Raw genomic sequence first — 15,748 nt, 5'->3', positions numbered from 1 at the left:
ATTTTTAGAATTTTCTATATTTAAATTGTTTTATTTATGATATCATGTGACGTATTATATAAAAACTATTTATAAGGTTGTTTTTGTATATAAAAAAGGTATAGAAAGAGGATTGGAAATGGATATAAGACAACTTCGTTACTTTATTGTAATCGCCGAAGAAAGACAGCTTACCCGTGCTGCTCATCGACTTCATATGGCACAGCCACCTCTAAGTAGACAACTATCGTTACTAGAACAAGAATTATCAGTAAGCCTCTTTGAAAGAAACGGTCGAAATATGCATTTAACTGAAGAAGGTAAAATATTATATAGGAAAGCAAAAAGTATTATCCAACAATTAGAGGAAACAATTATAGAGATTAAAGATACCGGTGAAGGATTACGAGGAAATCTATCTATTGGCGCATTTCATTCGTGCATTCCTTTTCTATCTGAAAAAATCCGCTATTTTCAAGAGAACTATCCAAATGTAAACTTAAAAATATGGGAAGGTGGTCCTTTATACTTAATAGAGCAATTAGAAAATCGGAATATCGAACTCACTGTCTTACGTACCCCTTTTAATAAGAATGCTTTTTCTAGTATTTGTTTATCAAAGGAGCCATTCGTATTAGTCATGCCTGCAAAATGGGAGCTTCATCATTCAAATCTTCCAATCTCCATAACTGAACTAGATCATATCCCCCTCTTACTTTTACATAAAGATAAAGAAGACAGTTACCATCAGCTCGTCATTGATGAATGCAATCGCCATGGTATAAAATTAAATATAGCATGTGAATGCCCTGACTCTGCATTTGTACTTATGCTCATCATGGCTGGGATCGGAGCATCTATTCTACCTAAAAGTGCTGTATCTTATATCCCGCAAGAATTTATCAGAATAGTAGATTTAATAGATTTTCCATTCCAATCTGAATCATCGATAATATGGTTGAAAGATCGGAAACTCTCTAACAGTGCTAGACGATTTATAGAATGCACATAAGAATGATTTCGGAGGTGTAATCATGGCCCTCTTCGCTTCTCGGTTCTGGTGCAAATATTTGAAGAAGGACACGAATAATAGTAGATTCCTAACGGAATCGTATTTTATGCTATAAGTCCAAACACTTGGTGAATGAACTCTTTTTGATTTTGGACAGACCGATTGGACTTATCCCCGTCAAGTAGACAACTGTAAAAAAGACTATGCAGCCATCGAAATTCGATATTCGATCGGAGCTCGATGATTGAGTCGTTTTTGGAATCGTTTGTAGTTATAATGATAGATGTATGTTTCAATTGCTTGAATTAGTTCTCCCTTTGTTTGATAGTCATTAAGATAAAACATTTCAGATTTAAAATGAGAGAAGAATGATTCAATGCAAGCATTGTCATAGCAGTTTCCTTTGCGAGAATGGCTGCCGATGGCGCCTAGCTGTTGAAGCATACGATAATAAGCAGGAGATGTATATTGGAATCCTTGATCTGAGTGGATGATGGTTCCATACACATCTCTTTTTTGTGTTGCTAAATCTAATGTTTTTAGAACAAGTTGTAAATCATTGTGATGTGAGAGTTTCCAAGCAACGATTTCATTATTGTAAAGTTCTTGAACGACCGATAAATAGAGAAATTTATCTTTGAATGGCAAATAAGTGATATCTGTGACAAGTACCTCATTTTGTTTGCGGTTTTGGAATTGCCGTTCTACTACATTGGGGAAAATCTTTGAGGATTTCCCTTTGAAAAAGCGTCGCTTTTTACGGATGATCGATTGAATGTGAAGCTCTCGCATAAGTCTATATACTTTTTTGTGGTTCACGAAAAATCCGGCCTCTCGTAAGGCGATTGTCATGCGAGGATAACCGTATTCCTTGTGTTTTATGTGAATTGCTTGAATCTGTTCACGCAATGTATTATCCTTTGAAAGGCATAATTGCCTTTGATTACATGTTGAATGCCACTTATAGTAGCTAGAGCGATTTAACTGCGCAATGACGACAAGCCAGGTTACTTTGTACCGAGAACGTAGTTCTTCAATAATCTCGTACTTAGCCGTTTGAGCAAGAACACCTCCTATAGATTTGGATACTGCTTTTTTAAGTAAGCCACTTGTGCCTTGTAGTATTCCAATTCTTCTTCTATACTATCGAACTTCGTACGAGAACGACCTTTCAAGAGGTTTTTTAAGCCGTTATGACCACCATTTTTCCCCCGCAAGTCTGAAATATCGCCTGTTTCTTGATATTTCCGGACCCAATTCATTAACTGTGTTCTACTTCTAAGCTTATATTTCTTCGCTATAGCTGATTGGCTACCTTCACCATTTAAATAACTTTTTACAACTTGTATCTTTAATTCATCTGAATAAGTTTGAAATTTATCCCCTTTTTTAACCATAATAAAATCCCCTCCAAGTAAAAGTGTAATATCCATGTGTATTCATGGTCTTTTTACACTGTCTACCTTAAGGGGATAATATCAATATGGGGTAGCACCACACATCCATCAACTTAAGGATTTAGACTATTTTTGAAGCTAAAAGCACGTTACTATTCTCTTATGTTAATGAGAAAGGGTGACGTGCTTTTTATGAATATGCACCAAAAACAAGAGTTATCTTTATTTGCCGAAGAGTTATATCGATATATGTCTCCCGCTACACTTAATCAATTAGCTATAGAAGCAGGCGGAATGAAACGAAAACGTAAGTGCCACGGGCACCATTTCTTATCTTTGTGTGTATGGTTAAATCAACAAATCGCTACTACCTCTCTTACTCAACTTTGTAGTCAATTAGAAACTTCAACAGGAATCTTATTAAGTCCGGAGGGACTTAATCGACGATTTAACTCGGCTTCTGTAGCCTTTTTTCGAACTGTATTTACTACACTTCTACAAGCTAAAATTGGAGGAGTATCTAAGATTTCTCATTCTCTTTCTTCTTATTTTGAGCGGATTCTCGTCCTTGATTCTACAACCTTCCAAGTTCCAGATCGATTCGCAACTACTTATCCTGGTGCCGGAGGATGTAGTCATACAGCTGGTGTGAAAATTCAACTAGAGTATGACTTGTTGAGTGGAAAATTTTCTGATGTGGAAATTGAACCAGGAAAACGAAGTGATCAGGCATATAGTACGACTCGAACAGGCATGGCACAAAAGAATGAATTATATATTCGTGACTTAGGATATTTTCGTCTACAAGACTTTAAGTCTATTCAAGATAAGCAGGGATATTATTTATCACGTCTTAAGTTACCAACTAAAATATATAGAAAAGAATTTGAAACAGTGGTATTTAAAACAAAACCTGCTCAATTGAAACCGGTATATACACAAATTCATTTGGAAGACATCATGAAACAATTGCAGCCTGGCCAAGTGTATGAATTACATGATGTATATGTAGGGAGTAAAGACAAACTGCCTACTCGTATTGTAGTTTATAGATGTACCGAGGAGCAAAAAAAGAAACGCCTACGTGATCGAGCTATTCGCGAAAAGAAAAAAGGAATTACATATACAGAGCGTACGAAACTTTTACAAGGTATTACGGTATATATGACAAACATTCCTACGGAATGGGTACCAAAAGAGAAAATTTATGATTTATATTCACTACGTTGGCAAATTGAGCTGTTATTTAAAATATGGAAATCTTGGTTTCAAATTCATCGTTGTAAATCTATTAAACAAGAACGATTAGAATGTCACCTTTATGGGCAACTCATTAGTATTCTATTATGTTCTTCTACTATGTTTAAAGTGCGAGAACTCCTGTTACGTAAGAAACAGAAAGAGCTAAGTGAATATAAAGCGATGTACATAATTAAGGATTATTTTTTACTTTTTTACCAAGCATTACACAAAAACACCCAAGAATTATCAAAGGTTCTCCTTCGTCTGTTTAACCTCCTACAGCACAACGGACGAAAATCTCATCGATATGAGAAAAAGACAGTCTTTGATATTTTGGGTGTTGTTTATGAGTATACCACTTCTACTCATCAGGTAGCATAGTAAAAAAATTGAAACCCGTCAGGGTTTATTTGATATGCCCACTTTTATAAAATCTATAAAAGATAATAAAAAACTATATGGAAAGACCGCATTTTGTATAAAAATATACCTTAAGTTGATGGATGTGGGGTAGCACCACATGCCCATCAAGCTAAGGATTTAGGACTACCCCAAAACGATAATTCTGTACAAATTGACACTGTATCTAAACTGATCGTTTTTGTTACTGTAAAATCATTGTTTTTTCCTAAGAATTAAGTCGGGCTAACCACTAAAACACTGTGTTCTCAATAGATACTTTGCCCCTGGTTACAGAAACGCTGGAACTAGGCCTAATTCAACGGTGAGGGCGTTTCTAATTTTCAAATATACAACGTAACAAAAATGAACGTTTATGTTACAAATATCACCGAAAAACAACGTTTGGTAAAAAATGTATTACTATGACCTAATTTTACACGTATCTCGGCTGTATCCCTACCTTACCCTCAAAGTGAAATTGTACCATTAAAAATGAAAAGTAAACAAAAAAAGACCAATGCACCCATTGGTCTTCCCTTACTTCCCTATTCACAAACAAGAATTTGCCGAGAAAAGTTTCCTTTTCTTGTTACGCAGCGGTCTGTAATTTCAAATCCAATTTCTTCGATCATGTGATCCATTGTTTCGCTTGTTACAACTACTACTTTTTTTGCAATACGGCGCGCATGTTTTAAAATCGAGAATTGATCTTCTGGTGTTGCGCACGTAAATAGATTGTACGGCATATCGATAATTGCTACATCGTAGTTTGTCTGAATGTCTTCGATAGGTCCTACCGTTACGTCTCCTTCAAAACCAAAATGCGCGATGTTTTCTCTTGATCCGATTACGACAAGCGGGTTAATATCACGGCCAACGATGTTAATGCCCATAGAGAGTGCTTCTACCACTACCGTTCCAATACCACAGCATGGATCGATCGCTTTGACTCCATCAGGATTTGGCACAGCGATATTCGCAACAGCTCTCGCTACACGTGTGCTTAGTGACGTAGAATAGCTGCGTGGTTTTTTCACGTGATGGAACCAAACAGCCTCGCTTTCCATATATGTTCCGAAGTACCAACGTCCGCCAATGATTACAATGCCAAATACACGCTCTGGATGATGCACATCGGCTTCACCTTCAATATGCATGCCGATATCTCGCTCAATAAGGCGGCGTTCTCCGTATTCTATTTTTTTCGATTTATCAAGATCATTAATTTTAACGAAGATGACTTTGAACGTGGATCCAGACAAATCAATCTGTTCGACCTGCTTCAAAATATCTGGCAGTTCATCTCCTTCATACATTACGTCAATCCGTTCTTTAATAAACGGGCTTCGGCTCGGATCAATTTTGATTGTGCTTTTCAATATATTAGAGTGCGATTCCGTTCCAAAAAGTGAGCGCATCTCCATATAACATAAAGAACGTTCCTCTTCGCGAAATGCATACGTATATATATACGCCGGTGTTTGGCTATGATTATCCAATCTATTCCCATCCTTTATCGTATCAAATTGTTCTTTCTCTCAAGTGATATCCGTATCATTGTGCAACGTAACGTTGCAAGCGGTAAAAAAGGACTAATAAGCCGAGGCAAAGTTGTCTCATTTTATTAGTCCTTTTTATGAGCTTTTACTTATTTAAAGAACACTTTGTCTACATTATATTTTGACTTTTGTTTATTAGCGATATATGTTTCATAAATTTCTCTTTCCATCGCGTTTTCTACAAGACAAACATCAATTTTGATTACTTCATCTCTATGGTCTTTGATTACTGATACAGTATCTTCAAAATGTTTTTTTATTCTTGGTCTTAACTTTCTTGCCTTACCAACAAACATTAGTTCATTCTTGTTGTTATAAAACATAAAGATTCCACCTTTATCTCTAGGAATTAGGTGAAAATCAGTAAACTGTAGCTTTGCAATAAAGTTTGATTAAAAAATGTGTTTTAATCCTTATTTAAAAGCAAATATAAAAACTTCATTTTGAAAAAAGATTGATCAAAATGGAGTTTCTCTTTTTAACTAAGTATGAAATTTTTATAAAAAAGTTTGATTATTTTAATACTCCTTATTCCACTAACGCACCTGTTTACGGAAATGGAATATTTTGTTTTAAATTATCGAACTTTATTTTAAAACCACATTTAGGGCTATCCAATTTTAGTTAGAGTATAGCTTTAATAGTTCTTGTATTGGTAAACTATTTGTATTGTTCATCCCAACAAAATATTCTAATTGCCACTTCTGTGTTTCGATAGCTTGTTTGCTAGTGGGATTTTCCCAACTAGGGTAAACTCTAATTGCCATTTTTCCTTTTGTAGTGGCTGTTTTAAGGATATTTTGTTTTACAAGTACTTCTTTTGGAAAAACGAATTATCCAAAATTATTATTTCTAGTAAAAGTATTGATAACCAATAAATCAGTAGCTTTTTCATATGAAAAGGCTTGGTTTTTATTATCCCCATCTTTTTCCCAAAAAGCAACAAACTGTCCTATTGTTAAGTGATAATAAAGTTATTTAATTTTCTTATAAAAATATAAGAGCCTTGCTACATTTTATTGTAGTAATGCTCTTTAAAGTTGTTTAATTTTTATCCATTTAAATATGTTTGCACTCAAAACTTAATAATAAAATTGTTTAATTCTTGTTAAACTAACTGCAAAGTTGTTTTTCTAGCTCATTTATTTATTGAATTCATTAACTGGAAGAAGTATTCAGGTTTGTTAGTCTTATTTAGGTTATACCACGAATGTAATGTATCTGGTAAAAATACATCTATTTTTTTCAATACTTCCATCGCAAATTCTAGAGGAGCTACTCCTGATGCAGTAACCAAATTCTTACTAGCTACCACAGGTCCCATCTCATAAAATTTTTCTCCTTTATAATTAGGGCAGACCATTTTAATATACTCTAAGTTATTGCTTGTATGCTTTCTAGAATCTAAGTATCCATTATTCGCTAGCCCGACGGTTGCACCACAAATTGCAGCAACTATAGTACCAAGCTTTAAAGCTTCATCAATTTTTTTTAAGATAGGTTGATGAATATCTTCTCCCCAAGTATTCCCTCCAGGTAACACTACAAGATCTTTACCCTCAAAGGTACATTCATCAAGAGAAATATCTGGTTTTATACTCAGTCCACCCATCGTAGTGATAATTTCTTTATTCGCTCCTACTGTAATCACTTTTAAAGGTGCTAAATCCTTTTTGAAATATCTTCCTGAGTTTAGTTCAGCAATTAAATATCCATATTCCCAGTCTGACATTGTATTAAATACATAAAGATAAACTCTTTTTATTTTCATCCACTAACACTCCAATCACAATTTTCATAGTTTATTCTTTTTCGCATCAAAAGCTACTACATTAAAACAAAGAACATACGTTCCTGTAAATGAAATTATATACCACAATTAACCAATAGTCTATTTCTTATTGAGCTATCTGTCTGTTAGTCCAATAAGTATTAAACAACTTTATTATTTATTAAAGGGCTTTATTATAAATTAAATAACTTTATTATCACTTAACAAAACCGTCCATTAGGACGTGAACGTAATTATATCCTGTTTGTAATAGGAATTAACACAGGGTTACGTATTAGTGATATCTTGAAACTGAAAGTTGGTGACTTGAAAGGTAGTCACATCTTAATGCATGAAATGAAAACAGGTAAGCAGAAACGTATTCAAATTACTGCAAGAGTTGAAGTGGTTCATTGAAGAGAGAGAAGATCATGAGTACTTAATTAAAAGCAGACAAGGTAGTAACAAACCGATTGGTCGTAGTATGGCATACAAAATACTTAGAAGTACAGCAGCAGAGTTTGGTTTAGATGAGATAGGAACACATACATTACGTAAGACGTTTGGATATCACATGTACATGCAGACAAAGAACAGAGCGTTGCTTATGGAGATATTTAATCATTCATCAGAAAGAGTAATACTTAGATATATAGGGGTAAACCAAGATGCAATGGATAGAGCGATGACTAAGTTTAAGATTTAGTAATTCGCTTTTTATTTATGTAGATGGGCAGGTACAACATAAAAAGTATCGAATAAATACATTCAATAGTATTGTTTGCTTTGGATATGAATATTAGTTAAAGGTACGTTAATTATATTCCAGTCAGTAACCAAAAAGGCGATTAAATAACAGAGGGAGCAACTTACATGGAAAATATATTAAAAGTATCATCAAAATCAAATCCCAATTCAGTTGCAGGCGCAATTGCAGGCGTATTAAGAGAAAGCGGTAATGCAGAAATTCAAGTGATTGGAGCTGGCGCTATAAATCAAGCAATTAAAGCCATTGCTATTGCAAGAGGATTCGTAGCTCCTAGTGGTATTGACTTGGTTCTTATTCCAGCGTTTCAAGAGATTTCAATCAATAATCAAGAAAGAACAGCAATCAAATTAATTGTAGGTCCTAGAAAATCTAGGTCTAAGAAGAGACCAACAATATAAGAATATTTGAAAAGACCGATAGAAGCCGGTCTTTTTCTTTTTTACTTATAGTTAACCATTTTTATTGTGTTGTGTAACTCAAAAAACGGTTCTGTTGCAAAGATTTTCAAACGTCGTTAAACTTTAGAAAAAAGTAATGAGGAGAATACAGCATGGGACATTTTAAAGGAAAACAATTCAAACAAGAGATTATTTTGATAGCCGTTGGCTATTACTGTCGTTTTTCTTTAAGTTATCGTGATGTATCTGAAATAATGAAAGAACGTGGAATTTCGGTTCACCCTACAACAATCATGCGTTGGGTCCATGAATATGGCAATTTGATTTATCAAATCTGAGAGCTCATTTTCTTTGAAAGTCAATTTTTTCAGATTTAAATGTTCGTTTTGTTACGTTTTATATTTGCCCAGATGCTAATGTTGTTTCTTTTTTTTCATATATTTTTATTAAAAAAGTACAGTATGTGAAATTTTAATAATTTATTTGAAATAGCAAAAAAAGGAGCGAACACTATTCATTTTCATTCCCTCCAATTTCTTTATGGGGTACTGACGCATTCCCATCAAGCTAAGAAAAGCAAATACCCCAAAACGAAAAAATGAGCTTTTTTGCTACAAGTTAGTACAAAATTCCGTTCTGGGGGTACTATAAAATTTTAGCTTGATGGGCATGGGGTACTGACGGCAAAACGTAAATTTTAATACGCTAAGACAGTTTCTAAAAGTGAAATCTCATCTTTGTTACTGTAAAAAACAACTAGCCCCCGCAAGAGGAGCTAGTTGACGTAAAATTCGAAAGCGGAAGTTCTTACTCATTGAGTAAACGTTCCAGTGTTTCTATAATTTCTTTTTCTAATTGTTCAATAGTTCCGTTATAAAATGTTCCTACACCACTATTTTTGAAATATCCTTGACAATAGTACCAAAGATGGATAGTACAGACCTCCCATGTTTTTGGTCCATCATAATCAAATCCAATTTCTGATCTATATTCATAATCTAAACATTCATTAGAAGTAATGGATTCTAAGCAATCACCATCTATATCTCTTGTAATCCACAACCTTAAGTTTTCTTTTCCGTTTTTTTTAAAGGCTTCTTTGTACATTTCTTGATATTTATTACAAAACTCTTCACTAATCCTTTCCAATTCCATAATCCTTTGTTTTAGGTCTTCGTTTATTTCACTCTTTGGTATTTCTATGTATTGATTAAACTCGTTTGCAGTCTCACCATTTCTTTTTTTCTTCCAAAACCATTTAAACAAAATATTCTCCTCCTCTCATATCATCTTATTTCATCGTAGCTTTTATAAGACCCTATCTAAAAGTGGTGAATATCATATTCATTTAAGGTTAACATAACGCATCATTATCAGCAGTAACTAAATCCCAGAAAGCCATTCAAACCAAGAGTTTGCCAGCCTTCCATTCCCTCCGCTGTATGCAAGATTTCATACATCCCTGTCACAATAGCATTTGGCAGTTCAAACCGTTCTCGTAGCCTGCATGAAATCCTGCATATCCTTAGCGTATAAAATCCACGTTTTGTTGGCGAGACCTCAAAAAGAAGCGCGAAACGCACTTCTTTTCTTTGTAATCACTACACATTACATTGCTAATATGATTACGGACAAGCCTTCTTGTTATTAAATAATTCAGCTCCTCCCTACTAAATAAAAGAAAACATTACGGATTACTCACCTTTCAAATAATCGTTGTTATCGAAAGCTGTTATCAATTCCCACATATTTTGTTACTAATTCCTCAGTACATATTACCTTGTATTTAAGAAAATGATAAATACGATGAAATCTTGTACTTTGGAGGTTATAGTATGCGAAAAATAACAGTTGTTCTTTTTTGTATGATGTGTTTTATATTTAATAACAATATATTAGCGAAAGCTTCTTCGTTTAGTAAACTTCCTATATCAAAGTCCTCTGAACGTTGGTATTTAAAAATTAATAAATCTGACGATGAGCCCAGGCTTTCAAAACCAAAACTGGGCCTAGTTAATACATATAGTCTAGATGTGAAAAATATGGGGGAAAATGCTTATAATTTAGATGTAGATATATACAGTAACTTTAACGATTCCAAAACTTTGCGGGCAAACATGGACGCACCGGAAACTGAAAGAACAGTTCCAAATAATGAATGCCATTTTTCTAATTTTCCTGTGTCAGTAAAAGCAAAGAGTATTACTGTTATCATTACATGGGAGGAAGAGCTACCTAAGATATTCTCTGATAGTAAAACGATAAAAGCGAGAAAATATAAAGAAATATTTGTGTTCAATCAAAAGTAAATGATAAAAAGCTCTCCTTAAAACTAGAGAGCTTTTTATCATCTATTTAGGTATGAATATCATATATACAAAGTTGATATAACGCATGTTATTGAAAGTAAAAAGCGAATCATTTCTTATCCATCCAATGACAAAAAGAGGTGCAATTTGTACTGAACTCCAAAAGTTAGACTTTTTCAAAGTGATTCCTTACTCCAATTTTTCTTTTAGTTATCATCCAGTTTCGATACAATTTCAAGTATGATTTTTGAAAATCTGCTAAATCATAGTTCTATCCAGTAACGCTGAATAATTTCGCCAGTATCAGAGGAAATTACTTCATTTTCTAAATTTGATAAAACACATCGCACTTCAAAAAGATGATTTTATTTACTTTCATTTTTTGGAGGTTTTAAGATTTTGAAGAGTTTCAGAATGGACAAAAAAATAAACACTCAAAATTTCCTGTTAGTCATCCATGCTGCGAGGCGCGACACGAATGACTAACAGGAATCAATAGCTCATTAAAATCAACTTCCTGTACTAGTAAATACACTTAATCCATATTTCCAGAAACGATAAGCAATGAAACATAGTGTTATGGCAACGAATGGTGTGCACAAAGAAATCCATTTATACCCCTTATCAAAGAAAAATGCAGCTGGGTAAAATGATGTAAAACTGTATGGAATAATAAATGTTAGGATAAATGCTATAATTTTATTATAGATAGTAATCGGGTAACGCGAAAAATCACTTAAATTGAATACGGCTGATACAACTGGAAGACTATCTGTCATCCAAAAAGAAAAAGTAATAAAAAATAGATTTAATGCAACAAAGATGAGACCACTTGATATAATCATTATGATCAGTATCATTACATTTCCAAATGTAATAGCAATATTTAGATTACTAATGGAATAATAGAGAACAATTCCCCCTATTATAAGTTGCCCAAACCCATCCTGTTGAACGCGCTCCGCTACAATTTGAAACAGTGGGTTAATAGGACGGATAAGCAAACGGTCTAAATTTCCTGTCCGAATGTATTGCCATCCGATTGTCCATAAATTATCAAAGAAAATATGATGGATTGCCCTTCCTGCAAAAGCAATACCGTAGATTAAGAGAATTTGATAAAAGTTCCATCCCTTCAAAGTTTCAATATGATCAAATACCACTTTTATAAAAAAGATAGAGGCAAATTGTTGAATGAAGACCGAAGAAATCCCTATTATAAAATCTACCTTATACTCCATCATAACTTTTAAGTGCCGCTTAAAGTAGACGAGGTATAAGAATGAGTATCGTTTAAGAGTATGCAACAATTCACTCACCCTCCAAATATCGTGATTTTTCGAATCGCTAACGTCCATAGGAATCGGACAAGAATTGTAATGAGAATTAACCATATAAATTGTGTGGCGATCGCCATATAAGCCTGGGAACCTGATATAGAACCCGTATAAATAGAAACAGGTACATAGACCATAGACTGAAAGGGTAGAAACATACTAATTTCTTGAAACCATTGTGGATAAAGTGATAATGGGACAAGCGCACCAGAACAAAATTGAATAACGGACTCTCGCAGCAGTCGAAGTCCCCATATATTAACAGTCCAAAAGGCTAATATACCAATAATAAGATCTAATTGAGTTCCAATTAAAATACCCAAAACTACACTTATCATAAATAATACAAAGGAATCTAATGATTGTGGTAGTTGAATCCCTACAAACCAAACGGCAAACAGGAGCATAGGAAACGTTGTACGTAAAGAATTAGAAATTTTTTGTCCTATGTCCATAGCTATAAGTTTATCTAACACATGGTATGGCTTCATAAGTTCTATTGCTATATCGCCTTGTTTAATCATTCTCGCTAAATTGTTTCCTACTCCTGATACGTATTGTTCCAATAATAAAGCAATAACCATATAAGTTAACATATTAGATAATGAAAGGACTCCGACAGTCTCCTTATTCTCGTAAACAGCAGTCCAAAAATAATACAACGTACATAATTTAACAATAATCGCAAATGTACCTGCCCAATACCATGCTGCATAAGAAGTATCTAGCTTTATCTGCACTTTAAGCATTTCCCAATATTTCCTCAAAGGATTCCTCACCTCCATGCTGATAAAGATCTTTAATAATCGTCTCTAATTTAGGATTTGAAATAGTCAAGTCTGATATTTTATTGTGCCTTGCGAGTTCTGAAAGCACAAATTCAGATGAAACAGTCTTTGTGTGAAAACTTAGCTCTACGTGAGATAAATTTTCTGCTTCACTCTTATGTATCACAATGTCATTTTGTAATGATACAGGAATTTCAAATATTGTGTGCTCTTCTAATTCTAAAGATAGGATGCGGTTATAAGAAAAACGATTTTTAAGATCCTGTAAGTCCCCATCATAAATAATAGACCCTTTATCAATAATAATAATCCGCTGGCACAGCTCTTCTATATCCTGCATATCATGTGTAGTTAATATAACTGTTGCGTCCAGTTTCTTATTCATTTCCTTAATAAAACTACGTATTTTCACCTTTACATCAATATCTAAACCAATTGTAGGTTCATCTAGGAACACAACAGAAGGTTGATGAAGAAAGGCAGCAGCCAACTCACAACGCATTTTTTGTCCAAGTGATAGTTGACGAACAGGTAATAACATTAAAGCCCCGAGATCCAGTACATCTTCAAATAAATGCAACATTTCCTGATATTTTGTTTCTGGTATCTCATAAACATGTTTTAATAGTTCAAAAGATTCCCGTACCGGTATATCCCAAGCAAGTTGTGTACGTTGGCCAAAAACAGCTCCGATATTTTTAGCATTTTCCTGTCGGTTTTTGTATGGAATAATTCCATTCACCTTAATTTCGCCAGTATCTGGAGTTAAGATTCCACACAACATCTTAATAGTGGTTGACTTTCCAGCACCATTGAATCCGATATATCCGACCATTTCCCCTTTTTCAACAGAAAAAGAAATTGGTTTTACCGCTTGCTTATCATAATATTTACGTTTTATTAAAGCTTTTATTGCACCCATTACCCCTGGCTTTCGCTCTAAAATCTTATAACTCTTGGTAACACTCTTTACTTCAATCATTTACAATTCCCCTACTTCCCCTTTTACAAATATTAGCCGATATACAGTTAGAGTATTGTAGCAATCAGATAAATTTCTTCATCCCATTACACCTGCCTCCTATAAAATAAGGATTGATTGTAGATTATAAGCTAACATCCTCTTCCGCGAAAACGTTTGCATAAATATAAACTAGTATAATTTTACAGGAGCATTTAAATATTATCAACCAATTTAAGCAAGGCATTCATTACCCAACGAGCTAATGATGATGAAGTTAGCAGGGCAACTTGGGAATGTGCTAGGGATAAAATAGAATTTGAAGAAGATCTAGAAACAGTACTTGTGTGAGAAATTAAAGAGGATTTGGGGTTAAAATTTTCAATTGAAAAGATTTTATATGCAACCATTTGCAAAACTAGCCCAACGAGACAAGTAATTATTCTTACATACTTATGTAGAAACAAAATGAAAAGTATAGTTCTCTAAAAGGAACATACCGATTACCAATAGTCAACAAAAGATCAATTACGATTACTACTGACTCCAGAAATCATCAATGATTTTGAGAGAAATAATGTAGCATATAGTTTTGATCCACACCTAAAAAGCCCTCCAAGTTAGTCAGGAGGCTATTAGTCTTGCAATCTTATAAAATACACTTCTAAAGTTTGTAGGAATACTTCTTCAATTTTTAGTGTTCCATTTGTTTCATTTCCAAGTTTAAATGGAGAGGCTTTCTCAGTCATGGTTTATCACCTCATCTCTACTATATACAAAAAACATTACGGACTACTCTCCTTTCACATAATCAGTGTTATCGGAAGTAGATATCAATTCTCCCATATTTTGTCGCCAATCATTTAGTACATATCACCTTTTATTTCAGGAAATAGTAAATGAGAGAAAATTCTGTACTTTGGAGGTTGAAGTATGCGAAAGATAACAGTTATTCTTTTTTGTATGGTGTGTTTTATATTCAGTAGCAATATATTAGCGAAAGCTTCCTCGTTTAGTAATCTTCCTATATCAAAGTCCTCTGAACGCTGGTATTTGAAAATTGATAAAGCTGACGATGACCCAAGGCTTTCAAAACCAAAACTAGGCGTAGTTAATACATATAGTCTCGATGTGAAGAATCTAGGAAAAGATGTATATAATTTAGATGTAGATATATATAGTAACTTTAACGATTCCAAGACTTTGCGGGCAAACATGGACGCACCAGAAACTGAGAGAACAGTTCCCAATAATGAGTGCCATTTTTCTAACTTTCCTGTGTCAGTAAAGGCAAAGGGTATTACGGTTATCATTACATGGCAAGAGGATCTACCTAAGACATCCTCGAATGGTGAAACGATAAAAGCGAGAAAATATAAAGAAATATTTGTGTTCGATCAAAAATAAATGACAATATGCACAACGTTGCTATAATGGTACATCGGTATATAAATAACAAATTATAATTTTGAGCAAAAAGGATGTGTAATTATGAAACAGCATAACGAACAAGCAAGTGGAAAAAATCAAAAAATTAAAGTTGAACGTGTACAAACTGGCATGAGAATGGAAAAAAGAATGGTAAAAGTTTTAAAAGCAATGGCAGAGTATCACGATATTTCACTAGGCGTTCTTCTTGAAAGAATGGTTCTTCATGCTTTTGAAAACAAACCTATCTTTAGCCAAGAGAGCCTTAAAAAGGTTAAAGCTATAAAAGAAGTTTACGATCTGGATTATGGTTTAGAAATGAGTCGTCAGTGGAATGATTCGGAAAACTAGAATGATTATTTTTAAGTACAGTATCATCTTGAGTTTTTGTAATCT

General features: G+C 33.8%; 14 protein-coding genes and 4 pseudogenes. 8 read left to right on the top strand and 10 right to left on the bottom strand.

Annotated features, from left to right (window positions below; translation table 11 throughout):
* Positions 1-118 precede the first annotated feature (118 nt).
* On the top strand, positions 119-991 hold the full coding sequence (locus NKR74_RS08645) for a LysR family transcriptional regulator (RefSeq protein ID WP_253629248.1): 873 nt from the start codon (positions 119-121) through the stop codon (positions 989-991).
* A gap of 201 nt (positions 992-1,192) precedes the next feature.
* Here NKR74_RS08645 and NKR74_RS08640 read toward each other — a convergent pair whose 3' ends face one another.
* On the bottom strand, positions 1,193-2,068 hold the full coding sequence (locus NKR74_RS08640; protein WP_253631111.1) for an IS3 family transposase: 876 nt from the start codon (positions 2,066-2,068) through the stop codon (positions 1,193-1,195).
* Positions 2,065-2,388 carry a transposase gene (locus NKR74_RS08635; RefSeq protein ID WP_253629247.1) on the bottom strand — a complete coding sequence of 108 codons (324 nt, stop codon included), beginning with the start codon at positions 2,386-2,388 and terminating at the stop codon, positions 2,065-2,067. Before NKR74_RS08635 ends, NKR74_RS08640 begins: the two co-directional genes overlap by 4 nt.
* Positions 2,389-2,580: 192 nt before the next feature.
* Here NKR74_RS08635 and NKR74_RS08630 point away from each other — a divergent pair, with 192 nt between their 5' ends.
* Complete coding sequence (locus NKR74_RS08630; protein ID WP_253629246.1) at positions 2,581-4,011, top strand: IS4 family transposase; 1,431 nt, start codon at positions 2,581-2,583, stop codon at positions 4,009-4,011.
* A 566-nt stretch (positions 4,012-4,577) separates the two neighbouring features.
* Here the strand turns inward: NKR74_RS08630 and NKR74_RS08625 are convergent.
* From NKR74_RS08625 to NKR74_RS08610, 4 genes and pseudogenes are all read right to left on the bottom strand, one after another.
* On the bottom strand, positions 4,578-5,531 hold the full coding sequence (locus NKR74_RS08625) for a TRM11 family SAM-dependent methyltransferase (RefSeq protein WP_253629245.1): 954 nt from the start codon (positions 5,529-5,531) through the stop codon (positions 4,578-4,580).
* Positions 5,532-5,680: 149 nt separating this feature from the next.
* Positions 5,681-5,959: pseudogene (locus NKR74_RS08620) on the bottom strand (nucleotide excision repair endonuclease); the annotation flags it as partial.
* Positions 5,960-6,211: 252 nt separating this feature from the next.
* A pseudogene (locus tag NKR74_RS08615) lies at positions 6,212-6,547 on the bottom strand (MepB family protein); the annotation flags it as partial.
* A 182-nt stretch (positions 6,548-6,729) separates the two neighbouring features.
* Positions 6,730-7,362 carry a type 1 glutamine amidotransferase family protein gene (locus NKR74_RS08610; protein WP_253629244.1) on the bottom strand — a complete coding sequence of 211 codons (633 nt, stop codon included), beginning with the start codon at positions 7,360-7,362 and terminating at the stop codon, positions 6,730-6,732.
* A 249-nt stretch (positions 7,363-7,611) separates the two neighbouring features.
* Here NKR74_RS08610 and NKR74_RS08605 point away from each other — a divergent pair.
* From NKR74_RS08605 to NKR74_RS08595, 3 genes and pseudogenes are all read left to right on the top strand, one after another.
* Positions 7,612-8,068, top strand: a pseudogene (locus tag NKR74_RS08605) (tyrosine-type recombinase/integrase); the annotation flags it as partial.
* 167 nt (positions 8,069-8,235) lie between these two features.
* Positions 8,236-8,529: a stage V sporulation protein S gene (locus NKR74_RS08600; protein WP_098311296.1), complete on the top strand. Its 294-nt coding sequence runs from the start codon at positions 8,236-8,238 to the stop codon at positions 8,527-8,529.
* A gap of 152 nt (positions 8,530-8,681) precedes the next feature.
* A pseudogene (locus NKR74_RS08595) lies at positions 8,682-8,864 on the top strand (IS6 family transposase); the annotation flags it as partial.
* Between the two features lie 472 nt (positions 8,865-9,336).
* Here NKR74_RS08595 and NKR74_RS08590 read toward each other — a convergent pair.
* Positions 9,337-9,795 carry a hypothetical protein gene (locus NKR74_RS08590; protein ID WP_253629243.1) on the bottom strand — a complete coding sequence of 153 codons (459 nt, stop codon included), beginning with the start codon at positions 9,793-9,795 and terminating at the stop codon, positions 9,337-9,339.
* A 569-nt stretch (positions 9,796-10,364) separates the two neighbouring features.
* On the opposite strand from NKR74_RS08590, the gene NKR74_RS08585 reads away from it, so the two are divergent.
* Positions 10,365-10,838 carry a hypothetical protein gene (locus NKR74_RS08585; RefSeq protein WP_253629242.1) on the top strand — a complete coding sequence of 158 codons (474 nt, stop codon included), beginning with the start codon at positions 10,365-10,367 and terminating at the stop codon, positions 10,836-10,838.
* Positions 10,839-11,347: 509 nt separating this feature from the next.
* Here the strand turns inward: NKR74_RS08585 and NKR74_RS08580 are convergent.
* The 3 genes from NKR74_RS08580 to NKR74_RS08570 are packed head-to-tail and all read right to left on the bottom strand — an operon-like array spanning position 11,348 to position 13,945.
* On the bottom strand, positions 11,348-12,148 hold the full coding sequence (locus NKR74_RS08580; RefSeq protein ID WP_309247629.1) for an ABC transporter permease: 801 nt from the start codon (positions 12,146-12,148) through the stop codon (positions 11,348-11,350).
* Positions 12,149-12,153: 5 nt separating this feature from the next.
* Positions 12,154-12,942, bottom strand: coding sequence for an ABC transporter permease (locus NKR74_RS08575; RefSeq protein WP_253629240.1), 789 nt, complete (start codon positions 12,940-12,942; stop codon positions 12,154-12,156).
* Positions 12,917-13,945: an ABC transporter ATP-binding protein gene (locus NKR74_RS08570; protein ID WP_253629239.1), complete on the bottom strand. Its 1,029-nt coding sequence runs from the start codon at positions 13,943-13,945 to the stop codon at positions 12,917-12,919. The genes NKR74_RS08575 and NKR74_RS08570 overlap by 26 nt, the downstream gene beginning before the upstream one ends.
* A 912-nt stretch (positions 13,946-14,857) precedes the next feature.
* Here NKR74_RS08570 and NKR74_RS08565 point away from each other — a divergent pair.
* Together NKR74_RS08565 and NKR74_RS08560 are read left to right on the top strand one after the other, a co-directional pair.
* Complete coding sequence (locus NKR74_RS08565) at positions 14,858-15,331, top strand: hypothetical protein (RefSeq protein WP_253629238.1); 474 nt, start codon at positions 14,858-14,860, stop codon at positions 15,329-15,331.
* A gap of 84 nt (positions 15,332-15,415) precedes the next feature.
* Positions 15,416-15,703 (top strand): hypothetical protein, encoded by a 288-nt coding sequence (locus NKR74_RS08560; RefSeq protein ID WP_253629237.1) that lies wholly within the window; start codon positions 15,416-15,418, stop codon positions 15,701-15,703.
* Positions 15,704-15,748 lie beyond the last annotated feature (45 nt).

The sequence above is a fragment of the Bacillus sp. 3103sda1 genome, assembly GCF_024159135.1.
In the GTDB taxonomy this organism is placed as follows: domain Bacteria; phylum Bacillota; class Bacilli; order Bacillales; family Bacillaceae_G; genus Bacillus_A; species Bacillus_A rhizoplanae.
The sequence above is the reverse complement of the archived record's forward strand: the minus strand, read 5'-3'. Positions and strand labels throughout refer to the sequence as shown.

Coding starts and splice junctions, on each gene's coding strand:
- NKR74_RS08645 (WP_253629248.1), top strand. CDS start 119: ATGGATATAAGACAACTTCGTTACTTTATTGTAATCGCCGAAGAAAGA.
- NKR74_RS08635 (WP_253629247.1), bottom strand. CDS start 2,388: ATGGTTAAAAAAGGGGATAAATTTCAAACTTATTCAGATGAATTAAAG.
- NKR74_RS08630 (WP_253629246.1), top strand. CDS start 2,581: ATGAATATGCACCAAAAACAAGAGTTATCTTTATTTGCCGAAGAGTTA.
- NKR74_RS08610 (WP_253629244.1), bottom strand. CDS start 7,362: ATGAAAATAAAAAGAGTTTATCTTTATGTATTTAATACAATGTCAGAC.
- NKR74_RS08600 (WP_098311296.1), top strand. CDS start 8,236: ATGGAAAATATATTAAAAGTATCATCAAAATCAAATCCCAATTCAGTT.
- NKR74_RS08585 (WP_253629242.1), top strand. CDS start 10,365: ATGCGAAAAATAACAGTTGTTCTTTTTTGTATGATGTGTTTTATATTT.
- NKR74_RS08570 (WP_253629239.1), bottom strand. CDS start 13,945: ATGATTGAAGTAAAGAGTGTTACCAAGAGTTATAAGATTTTAGAGCGA.
- NKR74_RS08565 (WP_253629238.1), top strand. CDS start 14,858: ATGCGAAAGATAACAGTTATTCTTTTTTGTATGGTGTGTTTTATATTC.
- NKR74_RS08560 (WP_253629237.1), top strand. CDS start 15,416: ATGAAACAGCATAACGAACAAGCAAGTGGAAAAAATCAAAAAATTAAA.